The following is a 17,126-nucleotide window of genomic DNA, read 5'->3' on the forward strand; positions in this document are numbered from 1 at the left end:
CTGTATGAGAAGGGGGAGAGAATTTGGAAAAAATTATTCAAAGCGAGACTCGTATGCAACACGCTAACATATTAGAAAAAAAATCAGAAGCGTCCTCGTCAAAGTGGACAATTTTACAGAAGTCGTTCCGTAAAAATTGGGAACTTTATTTATTGATTTCTCCTGTAATCGCTTACTTTATTGTGTTTCATTATATCCCAATGTACGGCGTGCAAATTGCTTTTAAAGATTTTATTGCAACGCTAGGGATATGGGATAGTCCATGGGTAGGGATGAAACACTTTGAGCGTTTTTTTAATAGTTACTATTTTTGGAGACTTATTAAAAATACGTTGATTATTGGTATTTATACACTATTAGTAGCATTCCCGATTCCAATCATCATTGCCCTCATGCTAAATGAAGTAAGAAATTCTAAGTTTAAAAAATTCGTACAAACCATTATTTATGCTCCCCACTTTTTATCTACAGTAGTAGTAGTCGGGATGTTAATCCTTTTTTTAAAGCCGGATGGATTAATCAATCAAATTATTATTCTAGTGGGTGGAAAACCAATCGCATTTATGTCGGAACCAAGTTGGTTTAAAACATTATACGTGTTTTCCGATGTATGGCAAACCATGGGGTGGAGTTCTATTATTTATCTTTCTGCTTTAACTGCTGTTGATTATTCCTTACATGAATCAGCAATGATTGACGGTGCTTCGAGATTTCAAAGAATATGGCATATTAATATCCCAACGATTATGCCAACGATTATTATTCTATTTATTCTAAATGCAGGATCTGTTATGTCAGTTGGATTTGAAAAAGTTTTCTTAATGCAAAATACCCTAAACATGTCGACATCAGACGTTATATCTACCTTTGTTTATCGTAGCGGTATCGAACAAGCTGAATACAGCTTTTCTGCTGCAATAGGGTTATTCAACTCAATCATAAATTTCATTATGCTTGTAATGGTGAATTTCTTTGCTAAAAAAGTCAATCAAACAAGTCTATGGTAGGTGGTGAACTAGATTGGAAAATACAGCATCCGATAAAGTTTTTAATTTTTTCAATTATTTCTTTTTAACAATCATCGCATTACTGGTTGTTTATCCTTTGATCTTTATCATAAGCGCGTCGCTTAGCAATCCGCTCCATGTGTTAAACGGAGAAATTTGGTTTTGGCCAAAGGGGTTAAATTTCGACGCGTACAAAAAATTATTTTCAAATCATGATATTATAAACGGATTTCTCAATACGGTTAAATATACGGTGGTAGGGACTGCTATTAATGTAGTATTAACGATTATGGCAGCATATCCACTTTCTAGGGCAGACTTTGTTGGCCGTAATGTGATTATGGGAATATTTGTTTTCACGATGTTTTTTAGCGGTGGTTTAATTCCTAGCTATTTGCTTATCAAAAATCTTGGAATGATTGATACTTTTTGGGTAATGGTTATTCCTAATGCCGTATCTGTTTTTAATATTATTATTATGCGGACGTTTTTCCAAACGACCATTCCACTTGAACTTCAAGAAGCGGCCATGATTGATGGCGCAGGAAATATTAGAATTCTACTGAAAATAGTTTTGCCTCTTTCTATGCCTGTTATTGCCGTTATGATTTTATTCTATGCAGTTGCACACTGGAATTCTTATTTTACAGCATTAATTTATTTACAAAATAAAGAACTTTTTCCACTTCAATTAATCTTAAGGGAGATTCTTATTCAAAGCCAAACGAGTGATATGGTTAAATCAACGAGTGAAAGCTTCTTAAAGCAGCAGATGAGTGTGGAAGGACTGAAATATGCGGTTTTAATTTTTGCGAACTTACCAATGTTGAGTTTGTATCCATTCTTACAAAGATATTTTGTTAAAGGATTTTTGGTTGGATCTATTAAAGGATAAAATCAGGGGGTTGCGAAATGAAGAATAAAAAGAAAAAAGCTAGTATTCTATCGTTTGTTCTAATAAGTTCACTCGTATTAGGCGCATGTTCCAACGAGAAAACCACTGCCGAAAAGAAAGACAATAAAAAGGAATCTACAATATCTAATTTAAATCAAACTGGAATGCCCATTGCAAAAGATAAGATTGAGTTGGAAGGCTTTGCGGGAAAGTTTTTTCAATCACAGGATTGGAACAATTTAATGCTTTGGCAAGAATATGAAAAAATGACTAATATTCATATTAAGTGGGATGCTGTTCAAACACAAAGTTTGAAGGAAAAACGAAATCTCATGCTTGCAAGTGGTGAGTATCCAGATGTACTATTCGCAGCTGCAGTGCCGAAGACGGATTTAATAAAATTTGGTCAGCAGGGTGTATTTATTCCTCTAAATGACTTAATTGATAAGTACGCTCCGAATTTTAAAAAGATTATGGAAAAATATCCTTTAGTGAAAAAAGGAATTACGATGCCTAATGGGAAAATCTATGGATTTCCGGCTTTTTATGATCCTGAATTCAAGGGGCTCATTTATGGAACGCCATGGATTAAAAAGGAATGGCTCGATAAATTAGGATTGAAAGAACCAACGACTCTTGATGAATTTGAATCCGTATTACAAGCCATAAAAGACGGTGATCCAAATGGCAATGGAAAAGCAGACGAAATTCCTTGGGGCGGGGCATATGGAATCGATGAATTTATTAGCTCCTTAAAAGGATCTTTCGGCTTAAATAATCATGGAATTGCGAATCCAAATGTTGACTTAGATCCGAAAACAAAAAAAATGCGCTATGTACCGACCGCTGATGGATATAAAGAGCTACTGCAATATTTAAACAAGCTTTATACTAAAGGTTTAATTGATAAAGAAATCTTCACTCTTAAGACGGAAGAGTTTAGTGCGAAAGCTTCAAAGAATACCTTTGGCGTCATAAACGGAGTTGATCCTGGGACGACAGAAAATCTGAGTGGCTTTGTAGGAATGCCTGTATTAAAAGGCCCTCATGGAGATCGATTAAATACAGCAGTTGGTTCACCTTTAGGAAACATAGGGATGTTTGTTATTACGAATCAGAATAAGAGTCCTGAAGCGACGGTAAGGTGGATCGATCATTTCTATAGTGATGAAGGATCAAAAATGTTCTTTATGGGCTTCGAAGGTAAGACTTATACCAAAGATCCAACAACAGGTAAATTGGATTATGTTAATGAAATTAAAAAGAATCCGGATGGATTAACGCTAGACCAAGCAGTAAGTAAATACCTAACATGGCCTGGTGGTTATTACCCTGGTTTTGTTAAACAAAAATACTTTAACGGAGCAGAAAGCAAAGAGGCTACAACTGCAAATGCTCAACAAGCAGAACCGCTATCGCTTAAATTGGATGATGTTTGGCCAGCGTTTAACTTTACGGTAGAAGAACAGAGTGAGTTAACACCAATTTCAACCGATATGGATACGTATCTGAAAGAAATGACAGCAAACTTTATTACAGGAAAAGCAGATTTCTCTAAATGGAATGAATATAAAAGTACGTTAGAAAAAATGGGCGTTAAACGTTATCTAGAAATTTACGAAGCAGCATACAAGAGAATGGAAAAATAAAAAAGTTGATTGAACCGTACGGATGATATTGGCTCTCCGTACGTGTTTCCTTCTTAGGAAGAGGGTTATGGTGTTTATGGAAACTAATGGTCTAATATGGAAGTTTTATAATTTTTCGGAAATTGTTATGAAAATAGCCATTTTTCAAATCATTTGGATCGCCCTGACTTTAATGGGGGGCATTATCCTAGGGCTGATGCCGGCAACTGTAGGGTTATTTACAGTCATAAGGAAATGGCGGATGGGAAACGAACAACTCCGTTCATTAGTTGAAATTTATTGGATTACTTTCCGAAAAGAGTTTTGGAAAGCGAACACCATAGGCTTTGCTTTGTTTTCCATTGGGTTCCTGATCTATCTAAATTTTTCCGTTATTCGATTTACCAACGGGCTCATGCATCTATTATTATTTATTTTCATTATCACGCTTAGTATTCTTTTTTTAATCCTACTATTATATGTTATCCCTGTTTTTGTTCATTTTGAATTTAAACTGCAGCAATACTTGACAATGTCCTTATTATTAGGAATATCCTTCCCGTTCCATACGATACTATTAGCTTTCGGTTACTATATTTTATTTAGGTTGTTTTTGTGGGTTCCAGGTTTAATTCCATTTTTTAGCGTTAGTGTTGTGGCCTTTTTTACTATGTGGGTGTCAATGAATATATTTTATACGATGGAGAATAAAGTGAGAGAGACTTCCAACTTTAAATTGTCCGGTTTGAATCCGTTCTTTCATAAAAAAACATTACCATCTGAAAACCAGACCAAGGGAGTTTAAAGAGACTCTAACAAATATAGAAAAACCAATATTTACATTTTTCGTTATTAGCGATATCCAATTAACATGCTGGTAGAAGTTCTGTTTGCTACTAAGTTATAAAACTGTTATCAAGAATTTTGGGACATGACAATTTTGGAGGGAAATCATGATAACTTATGATAAGAAAAGTTGGAAGATTCATAATAAGAGAATCTTCATTTTATCTGCTACCATCCACTACTTCCGTCTTCCAAGGGCTGAGTGGGATGATGTTTTAGAAAAAGCAAAAGCTGGGGGATGTAATACAATTGAAACCTATATTCCGTGGAATTTCCATGAGATGAAGGAAGGCGAATGGGATTTCTCTGGCGATAAAGATTTAGCGCATTTTCTTCAATTATGCGCTGATAAAGGATTATATGTTATTGCAAGACCTGGTCCATATATTTGTGCAGAATGGGATTTTGGCGGATTTCCGTGGTGGCTCTCTACGAAAAAGGATATTCAATATCGTTCGGCACAGTCTAGTTTTTTACACTATGTAGATCAATATTTTGATCAGGTTATTTCAATTATTGATGAGTATCAATTAACGAAAAATGGTTCAGTTATCATGGTTCAGATTGAAAATGAATTCCAAGCTTACGGTAAACCTGATAAGCAATATATGGAATATTTGCGGGATGGAATGAAGATAAGAGGCATCGAAGTACCATTCGTTACATGCTATGGAGCAGTCGATGGTGCTGTGGAGTTCCGCAATTTTTGGTCGGGTGCCAACCGTGCCGCTGAGAGTTTAGATGAACGATTTGCCGATCAGCCGAAAGGTGTCATGGAGTTTTGGATTGGTTGGTTTGAACACTGGGGTGGAAATAAAGCGAATCAAAAAACACCTCAGCAGCTTGAACGTGAGTGTTACCAGCTCTTGAGCAATGGATTTACGACTATTAATTATTATATGTATTTTGGTGGCACGAATTTTGATCATTGGGGCGGACGAACAGTTAGTGAACAGGTTTTTTGTACGACAACATATGATTATGATGTCGCTATTGACGAATATTTACAGCCAACCAGAAAATATGAAGTATTAAAAAGGTACCATTCATTTGTCAAATGGCTGGAACCGCTATTCACAAATGCAGAACAAGCTGCTTCTGATGTGAAGCTGTCAAGTGACCTTAAATCAGAGCGAATTGTCAGTCCTCATGGCGAAGTACTATTTATTGAGAATAATAGGAATGAAAGAATGCAATCCCATGTGAGACATGGCAATGAACTTGTTCCGTTTACGATTGAAGCCAATGCCGTTTTACCGATTGTCCGCAATGTTAAGGTAGGAAATCATTTTATTATTAAAACATTAACGGGACAGACAACAGGTTTTGATTCTAGGCATGCGGTGATTTATCACGAAAATGGGCAACGTTCTACTTTAGTTTTACAGCTTGACCAAAAGGCAGAAATTCATTGTCCAACACCAAATCGATTCGAAGAGTTAGAAGACGACAGTATTGCTTTTCATTTATTTCATGGAAGTCAATCACAAACAATAAAGCTTTTATTTAAAGATGGCTCCAGCTATTCTATTGAAGTTGTCACAAGAACATCGCTGGATGTCATTGTTCCTAAGCTTGAAAAGGATACTGCACTAAATAAATTATCATGGGAAACGGCAGATGAACCTCTTTCTTTTTTAACAGGAAAGGTGAAAGAGGCAGAAAAACCGCTTGATTTCAGTAGTTTTGGACAGTTTAGCGGCTATTTAGGCTATGAAAGTGAATTTGATACAGAAGAAACGCAAACTACGACGGTTGTCTTTCCTCGCATCGAGGATCCAGTCATGGTTTTCTGTAATCAGCAATTTGTCGGGAAGCTTAGCAAGCTTGGGGCTGCTGAAATTGAGGTTCCAGTGAAAAAAGGGAAAAATACGTTAACATGCCTCGTTCAGAATATGGGACGCTTCAACTATTCTCAGGTGGTAGGGGAACCGAAGGGCATTAGTGAGCCGCCAGCACTTAACGGAAAATATCTATCCTTACGAGGAGAATGGCAGGTTGAAGGCTGTGGGGTTCAACATCATTTATCGCAAATACCAAGGATTGAAGAGCGTATCGCCTTTTTAAGAACCTTCGAGAATGAGGGTTATGATCGAGCGTTTCTCGTTGGTGAAGGCGTTTCGCGTGTTACGGTAAATGGTGAAAAGGGTAAAATCTTGATGGAATGTCAAACGGGTTGGTCAAGAAACAGTGCTGTTTATGGAGTTGCGGATATAAGTGCTGCCTTAAAGCAAGGGGAAAATGTTTTGGATTTAGATGTTCAGAATATTACTAGTATTCGTCGTTTCGACCTTTATTTGTTTAATGAAAAGGAGCAAATTTCTGGATGGAAAACGAAAGCATTTGCCCAGCAACACGAGGTAAGGGAATGGAAGATTATTAATAATAGTGATCAACAAACTATTAATCCCCGCTGGCATAAAAGTAGTTTTACCTGGAACCCTGACAATGGCTCTATTGTAAAGGTTCGTTTGAATCAGTTGAGCAAAGGATGTTTTTGGGTAAACGGCCAATGTTTAGGAAGGTACTGGAACATTGGACCACAGGAGGATTATAAGATTCCAGCATCCTTACTGAAAGAGCAAAATGAAATTGTTATTTTTGATGAAGAAGGTTTAGTGCCGGATCATGTTGTGATTCATTCCTACAGCCCATTTGTTCAGTTAGAAAAAAAACAGTTGGTTACAGTCGAAGCTGGAAGCAAAAAATGAAACTTAAATATGAAGAAAGCTTAACGTCTGCAATGATTTCGGCAAATAGTCATTTAATTGCTTTTGCTGCTGAAAAATCAAGAATAACAGGTGAAACAATATGTAACAGAATTGCAGAAAACAATGAAACAAGTGAAGTAAGGAATTTAACCTGTATCGTAAGAGTCACCTCAAAATGGGGAAATATAGGTGAAAAGAATTTTAACTGATGGAGAACCACTTTTCATTTCAATATGAGAAAGTGGTAGTAGTTCCTATTTCCATTCGTTATAATAGCCATAAAATGATTATAACAATTTTATGGATGAGGGAGTAAAATATGATTGAAAAAGATAATCGAACACCACTATATTATCAACTGCTGGATATTATTGTAGAGTTAATTGAAACTGGGAAATTACAAGAACATGATAAGCTTCCGTCAGAGCGTGAGTTATGTGAGATTCATGATGTAAGCAGAACAACAGTAAGACAGACAATGCAAGAGTTAGAGAAAGAAGGATACATTTATAAAAAGCATGGAAAAGGAAGTTTCGTCTCACCTCGTGTATTTAATCAAAGTCTTGTTCATTTTTATAGTTTCACAGAAGAAATGAAAAAGTTTGGGAAAGTGCCATCATCAAAAGTAGTATCCTTTACTATGATGAATTGCGACAAGAAAGTAGCGAAAATTATGAAGCTTGAGTTTGAAGAAGAAGTCTATCAAATTACAAGACTAAGGTTAGCTGATAAAGAACCAATGTTGTTTGAAACGTCGTATATTCCAGTAAAGTTTTTTCCGTATTTAACGAGGACAGAGCTAGAAGAGACACCAATGTACGAAATTTTTCGTACAAAATATCAAGTTCATATTACGCGAGCAGTAGAAAATTTTAAAGCAATTGCAGCAAATGAAGATCATGCAAAATGGCTGCAAATTCAAGTGAATGATCCATCTCTATTATTAGAGCGAATCGCATATGCAAAAGAAAATATAATGGAATACACAGAGACGATTGCTAGAGGGGATAAATTTACTTACACAGTTGAATTACAATAAGTATCATTATACTTATTGTAATTCAACTGGTAATGATGACGTTATAAGATATGAAATTATGTTAAGGGGGTTTGCACATGTTATTACATGCAAATGAAAAAATAAGAGAAACATATGGAGCGTGTTTTACCGCGAAAGAGATTGCACAGCAGCCAGATCTTTGGGAACAAGTATATTCGAATGTTCAAAGTAATCATCATGAAATTACAGCGTTTTTTTCCAATATTTCAAGAAGGCATGAGCAAGTACGAATTATTTTTACTGGGGCTGGAACATCAGCTTTTGTTGGAGATACACTCGTTCCATATATAAAAAGAATAGTAGATGTAAAGAAAATGCAGATTGAAAGCATTCCAACAACAAATATCGTTTCAAGTCCTTATTATTATTTACAACCAAATATCCCAACAATTTTAGTATCGTTTGCTCGCTCTGGTAATAGTCCAGAAAGTGTAGCGGCAGTGGAGCTAGCAGAACAAATGATTCATTCCGTTTACCATATTATTTTAACTTGTAATGAAGAAGGGAATTTAGCGAAACAATTTCAACATAAAGAGAATGCTTTCGTAATGTATATGCCAAAGGAGGCAAATGATCGAGGATTTGCGATGACAGGCAGTTTTACCTCTATGATGTTAACAGCACTTTTATTATGTAACTATAATGAAATCCCTCTTTTACAATCTAGCATTACGGATATTGTTCAGCTAGGAAAGAAGGTAATCGAAAAGCAAGAACGGGAAATGAAGCAAATTGCAGAAAAAGAATTTCATAAAATTGTATTTTTAGGATCAGGCGTATTCGAAGGCCTTTCTAGGGAGGCTGCACTAAAATTTTTAGAGTTAACGGCTGGCCGCATTCCCGTTATGTTTGACACGCCGCTTGGGTTTAGACATGGACCAAAATCAATTTTAGATGAAGATACAGCTGTTGTATTGTTTTTATCTAATGATGAGTATACAAAAAAGTATGATATTGATTTATTACGAGAAATTTATCAGGAGAAAGATAGAAACGATATTATTGTCATTACGCATCAAGATAGCCAGGAAGCAAGGCAGTATTGCAATACATTTTTATGCAATGACGGAAACGATTTGAAGGATGATATATATATTACGTTTATTTATATATTATATGGTCAAATTTTAGCATTATATAAATCTATTGCATTAGGCATTACTCCAGATAATCCTTGTCCAAGCGGAAGTGTAAATCGTGTCGTTCAAGGTGTAACCGTACATCCCTATAAAGGAAAGGAATAGAAATGTATGAATTATTATGTCAAAGCATCAATGTATTTACTCGAAGATGGGGTACGTGAAAGTGGGTATTTACATATTGTAAATGGCTACTTTCTAAAACATGTTGAAGAAATAGTAGACGGAGCAATGGTAATGGATTTTGAAGGGAGTATTATTGCTCCGGGATTTGTTGATACACATATTCATGGTTTAGCGGGACACGATGTAATGGATTGTACATATGAATCGTTAAACAATATTTCTATTCAGTTATTGGAAAATGGTGTTACGAGTTTTTTGCCTACAACATTAACTGATTCTTTAGAAAATACGACAAAGGCTTTACAAAATATAGCTCATGCAAAAAGAAAGGGAGTTGCAGGAGCAACTATTATTGGAGCTTTTCTGGAAGGGCCTTGTTTTACTGAAGCCTATAAAGGTGCGCAAAATCCAAAATATTTTATTAACCCAACGATTGAGTTGCTAGAAGAGTGGATTGCTGAATCAGAAGGAACAGTTAGAAAAATTGCAATGGCACCAGAAAGAGAAGGTGCCATCGCCTTTATACAGCAAGCGGTAAAAAATAATATTCGCGTGGCAATTGGTCATACAGATGCGAACTATGAAGTATGCCAGGAAGCAATTCAAGCAGGAGCGACAATCTTTGTGCATACGTTTAATGGAATGAAGGGGCTACATCATCGTGAACCTGGCGTTGTTGGAGCCGCACTTTCTACTGAACATGTGTACAGTGAAATCATTGCAGACGGACATCATGTACATCCAAGTGCAGTGAATATTTTGTATAAATGTAAAGGATACGATAAAACTTGTCTAGTTAGTGATTGCATGCGAGCGGGCTTATTAGGAGACGGCATATATCATTTAGGAGAATTTGCTGTTCATGTAAAAGATGGAGTTGCTCGAACAGAAACAGGATCTTTAGCAGGGAGCACACTTCGATTTATTGATGGTGTGAAGAATATCAAGAAATGGACAAATGCATCGTTATGGGAAAGTGTTCATATGGGATCACTTAGCCCTGCCAAAAGTATTGGGGCTGACAAAGAAATTGGGAGCATCGCACCAGGAAAAAGAGCAGATTTTCTTATATTAACAGACGATTTAGAGCTTATCGGAACAGTTGTTAGAGGAGAAATGAAATATAAAAAGAAAATGGAAAGGGTTTGAGAATATGCTTGTTTCAACTCAATTTATATTAAGAAATGCACAAGAATGTGGATACGCGGTTCCTGCTTTTAATATTCATAACTTAGAAACTTTAAAAGCGGTAGTTGAAACCGCGGTAGAATTACGATCACCTGTTATTATCGCGGCAACACCAGGTACGATAAAGTATATGGGAAAAGAAATTCTTGTGAATATGATTGAAGCGGCAAGAACGCGATATGATGTACCAATTAGCCTACATTTGGATCATCATGAAGATATAGAAGATATTAAAAGTTGCATTGATTTAGGGGTTCGCTCTGTTATGATTGATGCATCACATCATTCGTTTGAAGGTAATATTCAGATTGTTCAGGAAGTTGTTTCGTATGCAAAACAATACGGAGCAACAGTAGAAGCGGAATTAGGTCAATTATCAGGAATAGAAGAAAATATAGTAGTAGAAAACTCAATCTATACAGATCCGTATCAAGCAAAAGAATTTGTAGAGCGCACGAATATTGACTCATTAGCAGTTGCAATCGGAACAGCGCATGGTTTATATAAAGGAGAACCAAAGTTAGATTTACAAAGATTAGCAGATATTCAAAAGCAAGTTGATATTCCACTTGTACTTCATGGAGCATCTGGATTATCTGATAGTTTAGTGCAAGAAACAATCAGATTGGGCATTTGTAAAGTGAATATCGCAACAGAATTAAAAATCGCATTTGTAACGGCACTACGTAATTACCTACAAACGCATCCAGAAGAAAACGATCCGCGAAAATACTTTGCAGATGCTATTGTGGAGATGAAACGAGTCGTTGCAGATAAAATAAAGATGTGTAAAAGTTTGAATCGTGTATAAGGAGCTATTCTTATGATTGCAACGATTACATTGAATCCATCTGTTGATATGCGATATGAGTTAGATGAATTAAAGCCACATGAAGTACATCGCACGAAAGAATATGAAAAAACAGCTGGTGGCAAAGGTATTAATGTATCGAGGGTACTTTGCTTATTAGGCATAGAAATTACAGGTAGCGGCCTACTCGGTGGTAGAAATGGCGATTTTATAAGAGAAAAGTTGAAAGAACTATCAATTACAGACGAGTTTGTTTCCATTAAAGAAGAAACTCGCAATTGCTTAGCATTAATAACAAAGAATTCTGCTTCAGCTACAGAAATATTAGAAGCAGGTCCAGCTATTTCGGAAGATGAAATAGCTCTATTTATAAAAAAATATGAAAAAATTGTAGATAACTTTGAGTTTATTGTTGCATCGGGAAGCTTACCAAGTGGCATTCCAAAATCATTTTATAAACAGTTGGCGCAAAAAGCTGCTGAAAATGGTAAGAAATTTATATTAGATACAAGTGGGGAAACATTATCTCATGGTATACAAGGAAAGCCATTTTTAATTAAACCAAACATGCAAGAGATTTGTCAGTTTCTTCAAAAACAGCACGTATCACAGGAAGAAATGGTCGCAGCGGCAACTCAAATATGCCGGGGCGGTGTACAGTATGTACTTCTTTCACTTGGAAAAGAAGGAGCGATACTTATAACGAAAGATGAGAGGTTTAGGGTAATTTTACCAGAAATAGCTTCTATCAATTCGGTTGGTTCAGGGGATGCAATGGTTGCGGGCATAACGTATGCACTCGCAAAAGGATATGAGATAAAGGATGCACTTCGATTTTCTGCTGCTTGTGGCATGGCGAATGCAGCAGAGCAAGCAACAGGTTATATACAACCTCAACTTGTAGAGAAGTTGTATAACGAAATTACAATTGTATAAAAGTAGGAAGGAGAGAAATATGGGGAAAAGCTTCGCTTGTTTTGATATTGGGGGAACATTTATTAAATATGCGATGATTGATGAACAAGGAACAATATATGAAAAAGGAAAAATACAAACACCAGCACACAATCAAAAAAACGAAATTCTGCAGCGTATTTGTGACGCAATACGTGAATTAGAAAAGAATGATAAGATTCATTCCGTTGGGGTGTCGTCATGTGGACTGATTGACAATGAACGAGGAGAAGTTATATTTTCTGCCAATATTCCGGGGTATAGTGGCGCGAACATAACAGACTATATTTATAGAGAAACCGGTTATACCGCAACTGTTGAAAACGATGTTCGTTCAGCTTGTATTGGTGAAATGTGGAAAGGGGTAGGTAGTGGAAAAGAACATATTGTTTTAATTACGCTTGGAACAGGGATTGGTAGCGGTATTATGATAAATGGTCAAATGCTCCAAGGTGCAAACGGAATAGCTGGAGAGCTCGGTCATATGACAATTGTCCACAATGGAGAAGCTTGCAGTTGCGGCGGGAAAGGATGTTACGAAAGATATGCATCAACTTCAGCTCTAATTCGTCAGTATCAAGAAGCTTCCAGATTACAAGGGATAGAAATAAACACCATTACAGGTGAAGAAATTATAGAACGCATACATGGAGGAGAGCAGTTAGCAAAAGATGTATATGAACAGTTTTTACAATATGTCACTACTGGACTAGTGAATGTTGCCCATATGTTCAATCCCGAATTAATTATTATTGGAGGCGGGATTGCTGAACAAGGGGAACCTTTCTTGCAACAAATTCAAGAAAGGTTTCACCAAGCAGTAATGGAGATTTATCAAAAAAAGACGGATATAGTTTTAGCAGCATTACATAATGATGCAGGTGTGTATGGGGCTTGTTATGTGGCGCTCAACCGGTTGGAAAAAGAATTACTATTTTAGGATAGTAGTTCTTTTTTTATGAAAGTTGCTACCCGTGTCTATCAAAATATTAGATTGATAACGGATTATAATATTTTCTAATTATCCCTTTCAATAAGAACATACATTCTCATATAATGAGAATGTATGTTCTTATTTGGTTAATAAAGATTCTATGCGTCAGTTCGTTGTATGAAAAGAGAACGAGACTGCGATATATAAAACATACAAATACATGAAAGGAGAGTAGTCTTTAGCCGCATATTTAAAAAAGTGATTGGAGAAACACCTACGCATTATCGAAAACGTATGTCGAAAGAGAATTTCCAAACAATCTCTTTATCAAGCTTGAAGTTCTTACTTGATGAACAAGAAATTATTTCACGGGCCACTTAGGAAAAATAAATGGAATTTCTAGAATAACAATTATAAATTTAAAAAAAGTACGAAGAATTTAATATGTAGTGTGCCTAAAGTTGTAACGTAAACGTAAAGTAACTCCAAAATCAACTTTTATTGTATATTTTAGAGTTACTTTACGTTTACTTTTATATACAAGTCGTTAGGGTACAATACCATAGGTTGGGGTTATTCCAAAAATTCATTTCAAAATTGAATTAGAAGAAGCATGCACTTTTTGCTTGTAAAGGTATACGTTTACAAACAATTAATGATATTTAAACAAAATAGAATGCTTTAATTGTTCGAGTTCAGATTCTAATATATTTATATTTTCTCTTTTATCTTTTATCTATTTCTTTCCAGGATTGCAATTCTTTTTTCTTTTCAGCTTCGGATTCGCTGTGTATATATTTTTCGTTTTTTTCTTCTAAAACAAGTAGATCCTTACTTGTAGCAACATAATCCACAACAATTCCACCGCATTTTTTTCAGCTATTCTCATAGCGCCATGTTACTTTTTGCTTGGATCAATTTTTGTCATTTGAATTTGAAAAATGTCACTATCCTTTATACCTAGAACTTTCATTTCTTCTGTTAGTGAGCGCCACGATTAAAATTTGATAGATTTAGTAGTTTTATCTCGTAAGGTGTATTCGTGAATAAAATAGAATTTCTCATTTTTTTATTACTAATCCAAAAATCACTTAGCATGTTCTAAGTGATTTTTTATTTAAAACGGGGAATATAAGAGTTGATATTTTAAAAATGAATATCAACTCGAAATAATTATGTGAAAATAACACAAAGAAATAAGGATAGGCAGGATTTTAATATTGGATATTAGAATATGATATTCAAATGGAGGGGAGAAAGATGGAGATTAACGTTAGGGCAGTAGAAATACAAGATGCTAGAGCCATTCATCATATATGCATTCAAGATGACGTTTTACCATATATGGTTTTCTTGCCGAGTATGCGTGTAGATGCAATGGAGAATAGAATTCGAAATTTAGCGCCGAATCAATTTGAATTTATTGCCGAGTATGGCGGAGAAGTTGTTGGCTTTATCGGTTTAACCCAAAGTCCAGGACGTAGATCTCATTCGGGAGATCTATTCATCGGAGTAGATAGTGAATATCATAATAAAGGAATTGGAAAAGTGTTACTTACAAAAATGCTTGATCTTGCCGATAATTGGCTAATGTTAGAGCGAGTAGAACTTGGTGTGCTAGAAACAAACCCTGGAGCGAAGACATTATATGAAAAGTTTGGATTTGTAGTAGAGGGTGTAAAGGTCGGGAATTTGAAGGCGCATGGAAAGTTTGTTAATGAAATCATGATGAGCCGTTTTAGACCAAATGGTTTGATTGTACATAATAAATAGGGATGAAATATCGATTTGTTTTGAAAAAAGTATGGCAAAATGACGTCATGCTTTTTTAGTTTATTAAAAGTAAAGAGAAATTTTTATTTAACGGATGTTTTAGCAGGTGAAGCATTAGGAATCATCTTAATCGGGAAAGCATATTACTTAATAGAATCTATTTCTATGTGCAAGGGGAATGAACAAAATGGATATATGTCAAATCCGAAATGTCATAAATCCATTGCTTGCTGATCATGTTACAAGAGAGGCAGAGCATTTTCTCTTTATGATTCATGTGTTAGAGCAAAGGCTAAAGCAAAAGCAAAAGCAAAAGCAAAAGCAAAAGCTAAAGCAAAAGCAGATGGAACAATCCCCGCAATAATAAATAAACAAGAAAAGCATGGCAAACTAATGTCATGCTTTTCTTGTTTATAAATTGTGATTCAATTGTTTCGGTTGTAATAAAAATAATGATAATCCAATGAAAATAAGTAGAATTCCTAGTCCTTGCTGTAAAGAAATTGTTTCCTCTAAAATAAAATAGGCTAGAATACAAGTTCCAATTGTTTCTCCTAAAATACTCATCGAGATAACCGTAGCGCTCATCCATTTTAATAACCAATTGAAAATTGTTTGCCCTAAAATCGTTGCAATGAATGCTAGACCTATAAAGGAACACCATGTTTGTGCAGAGTAATTGAAAAAAGATGACTGCTGCGTGTAAGCAAATATACCGAGAAAGAGTGAACTGCTGCCATAACTAATTACCGAATACGGTATTAAGGATAGGTCTTTACGAACATGTTGACTAATGAAAAAGTAAGCTGTAATGACGCCAGCAGCAATAAAAGCTAAAATATCGCCGTATAAAGCCTCGCCACTAATTTGAAAATCTTGCCACCCCATCACGATACTTCCTGAAATTGCAATAAGGCAGCCTACAATTGCACCTTTCGTAAACCTTTCCTGAAATAAAAAATAACCACCAATCATTGAGAATAAAGGTTGTAACGTTACGATAACTGTAGAACTTGCTACAGAAGTATATTGTAAGGATTCAAACCATAGTACATAATGAGCTGCTAGAAATAATCCAGATAAGAGTCCAAATCTCCATTGTTTTTTTGATAATGAGCGAAGTTCGCTTCGATTGTTTGTATTAAATATTAGAAATGGTAAAAGAATTGCCGTAGCAAACAATAATCGATAAAAAGCAGTGATCGCTGCAGGGGCATCTGCTATTTTCACGAAGATTGCTGAAGTAGATAAGGCGAACACGCCGAAAAATAAGGTGAAATATGAAAGAATAGGTGATTTCAAAGTTTGTCCCTCCGTTAGATTGTTTATTATAATAAACTGTATATAATATAATGTACAAAAGTTAGTATATAAGCCTAAGATGAAATAAGGAAGGATTAATTACCACTGTTTAGTATGTCAGCACAAAAGGAACGAAAGATGTATTATGATGGACGAAAGGAAGTTGTAACAATGATTCATTATCGACTAGGTCAAACTGTTTTAAGTTATCGTAAGAAAAATAATATGACAATTCGTGAATTTGCTGATTATGCAGGAATTAGTACTTCACTTATTAGTCAAATTGAAAGAGGACATGCCAACCCTTCTTTAAGTGTATTGGAATTAATAGAGAAAGCATTAAATGTACCGCTATTTACTCTTTTTATTAATGATATTGATACAGACACGCTTATTTCGAAGAAGAAAGATCGGAAAAAAGTGTATCGAGAAAATAATGATCATATTGTTTATGATGTGTTAACACCAGATTTTATGAAAGCTCGCATTGAAATGCTAATGATGGATTTAAATGAACACGCAAATACAACAGAAAGTCATTATTCTCACGAAGATAAAGAAGAAATTGCTGTTGTAATGAAGGGTGAAGTGTATGTGGAATTGGAAGGGAATGAATATTTTTTAGAAGAAGGAGATGTTGTACGTATTCCGCCGAATGTGAAGCATAGATTTTTGAATAAGAGTGACGAAATGAACCACATCTTATTTGTATTAACACCTTCGTTAAGCTAAGGTAGAATTCAAGAGTTTTC

Annotated in this window: 16 protein-coding genes and 1 pseudogene; 15 read left to right on the forward strand and 2 right to left on the reverse strand. The window is 35.3% G+C overall.

Going from position 1 to position 17,126, the window contains the following annotated elements; all coding sequences use genetic code 11:
* The first annotated feature begins 23 nt into the window (after positions 1–23).
* From MR065_RS19920 to MR065_RS19975, 12 genes are all read left to right on the forward strand, one after another.
* A complete protein-coding gene (locus tag MR065_RS19920; protein ID WP_242214849.1) occupies positions 24–1,007 on the forward strand; it encodes an ABC transporter permease in 984 nt (327 codons plus the stop codon).
* A gap of 13 nt (positions 1,008–1,020) precedes the next feature.
* Entirely contained in the window at positions 1,021–1,902 is an 882-nt protein-coding gene (locus tag MR065_RS19925; protein WP_071719670.1) for a carbohydrate ABC transporter permease, read from the forward strand.
* 17 nt (positions 1,903–1,919) lie between these two features.
* Positions 1,920–3,551, forward strand: coding sequence for an extracellular solute-binding protein (locus MR065_RS19930; protein ID WP_242214850.1), 1,632 nt, complete (start codon positions 1,920–1,922; stop codon positions 3,549–3,551).
* Positions 3,552–3,627: 76 nt separating this feature from the next.
* Positions 3,628–4,335: a YesL family protein gene (locus MR065_RS19935; protein WP_242214851.1), complete on the forward strand. Its 708-nt coding sequence runs from the start codon at positions 3,628–3,630 to the stop codon at positions 4,333–4,335.
* Between the two features lie 148 nt (positions 4,336–4,483).
* Entirely contained in the window at positions 4,484–7,087 is a 2,604-nt protein-coding gene (locus MR065_RS19940) for a beta-galactosidase (RefSeq protein ID WP_242214852.1), read from the forward strand.
* Entirely contained in the window at positions 7,084–7,296 is a 213-nt protein-coding gene (locus MR065_RS19945) for a hypothetical protein (protein ID WP_098991696.1), read from the forward strand. The genes MR065_RS19940 and MR065_RS19945 overlap by 4 nt, the downstream gene beginning before the upstream one ends.
* A gap of 110 nt (positions 7,297–7,406) precedes the next feature.
* On the forward strand, positions 7,407–8,126 hold the full coding sequence (locus MR065_RS19950) for a GntR family transcriptional regulator (protein WP_098991695.1): 720 nt from the start codon (positions 7,407–7,409) through the stop codon (positions 8,124–8,126).
* A 77-nt stretch (positions 8,127–8,203) separates the two neighbouring features.
* Positions 8,204–9,391: an SIS domain-containing protein gene (locus MR065_RS19955; RefSeq protein ID WP_242214853.1), complete on the forward strand. Its 1,188-nt coding sequence runs from the start codon at positions 8,204–8,206 to the stop codon at positions 9,389–9,391.
* Positions 9,392–9,397: 6 nt separating this feature from the next.
* The gene (gene nagA, locus MR065_RS19960) at positions 9,398–10,561 is read left to right on the forward strand and encodes an N-acetylglucosamine-6-phosphate deacetylase (RefSeq protein WP_242214854.1); all 1,164 of its coding nucleotides are present in this window, start codon (positions 9,398–9,400) and stop codon (positions 10,559–10,561) included.
* 4 nt (positions 10,562–10,565) lie between these two features.
* Positions 10,566–11,411 carry a tagatose-bisphosphate aldolase subunit GatY gene (locus tag MR065_RS19965; protein ID WP_242214855.1) on the forward strand — a complete coding sequence of 282 codons (846 nt, stop codon included), beginning with the start codon at positions 10,566–10,568 and terminating at the stop codon, positions 11,409–11,411.
* 12 nt (positions 11,412–11,423) lie between these two features.
* Positions 11,424–12,347, forward strand: a complete 924-nt coding sequence (pfkB, locus tag MR065_RS19970) for a 1-phosphofructokinase (protein WP_242214856.1) — start codon at positions 11,424–11,426, stop codon at positions 12,345–12,347.
* Between the two features lie 19 nt (positions 12,348–12,366).
* Entirely contained in the window at positions 12,367–13,305 is a 939-nt protein-coding gene (locus MR065_RS19975; protein ID WP_242214857.1) for an ROK family protein, read from the forward strand.
* A gap of 719 nt (positions 13,306–14,024) precedes the next feature.
* On the opposite strand, the gene MR065_RS27500 is transcribed toward MR065_RS19975, so the two are convergent.
* A complete protein-coding gene (locus MR065_RS27500) occupies positions 14,025–14,153 on the reverse strand; it encodes a hypothetical protein (protein ID WP_277927484.1) in 129 nt (42 codons plus the stop codon).
* Positions 14,154–14,559: 406 nt separating this feature from the next.
* On the opposite strand from MR065_RS27500, the gene MR065_RS19980 reads away from it, so the two are divergent.
* On the forward strand, positions 14,560–15,072 hold the full coding sequence (locus MR065_RS19980; RefSeq protein WP_242214858.1) for a GNAT family N-acetyltransferase: 513 nt from the start codon (positions 14,560–14,562) through the stop codon (positions 15,070–15,072).
* Between the two features lie 193 nt (positions 15,073–15,265).
* A pseudogene (locus tag MR065_RS19985) lies at positions 15,266–15,436 on the forward strand (DUF2935 domain-containing protein); the annotation flags it as partial.
* A gap of 47 nt (positions 15,437–15,483) precedes the next feature.
* Here the strand turns inward: MR065_RS19985 and MR065_RS19990 are convergent.
* Complete coding sequence (locus MR065_RS19990; protein WP_242214859.1) at positions 15,484–16,374, reverse strand: DMT family transporter; 891 nt, start codon at positions 16,372–16,374, stop codon at positions 15,484–15,486.
* Between the two features lie 114 nt (positions 16,375–16,488).
* On the opposite strand from MR065_RS19990, the gene MR065_RS19995 reads away from it, so the two are divergent.
* Positions 16,489–17,106 carry a helix-turn-helix domain-containing protein gene (locus MR065_RS19995; RefSeq protein WP_242214860.1) on the forward strand — a complete coding sequence of 206 codons (618 nt, stop codon included), beginning with the start codon at positions 16,489–16,491 and terminating at the stop codon, positions 17,104–17,106.
* The last annotated feature ends 20 nt before the right edge of the window (positions 17,107–17,126 follow it).

This window comes from Bacillus cereus group sp. BfR-BA-01383, assembly GCF_022663495.1.
GTDB lineage: Bacteria > Bacillota > Bacilli > Bacillales > Bacillaceae_G > Bacillus_A > Bacillus_A cereus_AU.

Excerpts from the sequence above, each read along its gene's own strand:
- MR065_RS19930 (WP_242214850.1), top strand. The coding sequence starts at position 1,920 with ATGAAGAATAAAAAGAAAAAAGCTAGTATTCTATCGTTTGTTCTAATA.
- MR065_RS19935 (WP_242214851.1), top strand. The coding sequence starts at position 3,628 with ATGGAAACTAATGGTCTAATATGGAAGTTTTATAATTTTTCGGAAATT.
- MR065_RS19940 (WP_242214852.1), top strand. The coding sequence starts at position 4,484 with ATGATAACTTATGATAAGAAAAGTTGGAAGATTCATAATAAGAGAATC.
- MR065_RS19945 (WP_098991696.1), top strand. The coding sequence starts at position 7,084 with ATGAAACTTAAATATGAAGAAAGCTTAACGTCTGCAATGATTTCGGCA.
- MR065_RS19950 (WP_098991695.1), top strand. The coding sequence starts at position 7,407 with ATGATTGAAAAAGATAATCGAACACCACTATATTATCAACTGCTGGAT.
- MR065_RS19955 (WP_242214853.1), top strand. The coding sequence starts at position 8,204 with ATGTTATTACATGCAAATGAAAAAATAAGAGAAACATATGGAGCGTGT.
- nagA (WP_242214854.1), top strand. The coding sequence starts at position 9,398 with ATGAATTATTATGTCAAAGCATCAATGTATTTACTCGAAGATGGGGTA.
- MR065_RS19965 (WP_242214855.1), top strand. The coding sequence starts at position 10,566 with ATGCTTGTTTCAACTCAATTTATATTAAGAAATGCACAAGAATGTGGA.
- pfkB (WP_242214856.1), top strand. The coding sequence starts at position 11,424 with ATGATTGCAACGATTACATTGAATCCATCTGTTGATATGCGATATGAG.
- MR065_RS19975 (WP_242214857.1), top strand. The coding sequence starts at position 12,367 with ATGGGGAAAAGCTTCGCTTGTTTTGATATTGGGGGAACATTTATTAAA.
- MR065_RS19980 (WP_242214858.1), top strand. The coding sequence starts at position 14,560 with ATGGAGATTAACGTTAGGGCAGTAGAAATACAAGATGCTAGAGCCATT.
- MR065_RS19995 (WP_242214860.1), top strand. The coding sequence starts at position 16,489 with ATGTCAGCACAAAAGGAACGAAAGATGTATTATGATGGACGAAAGGAA.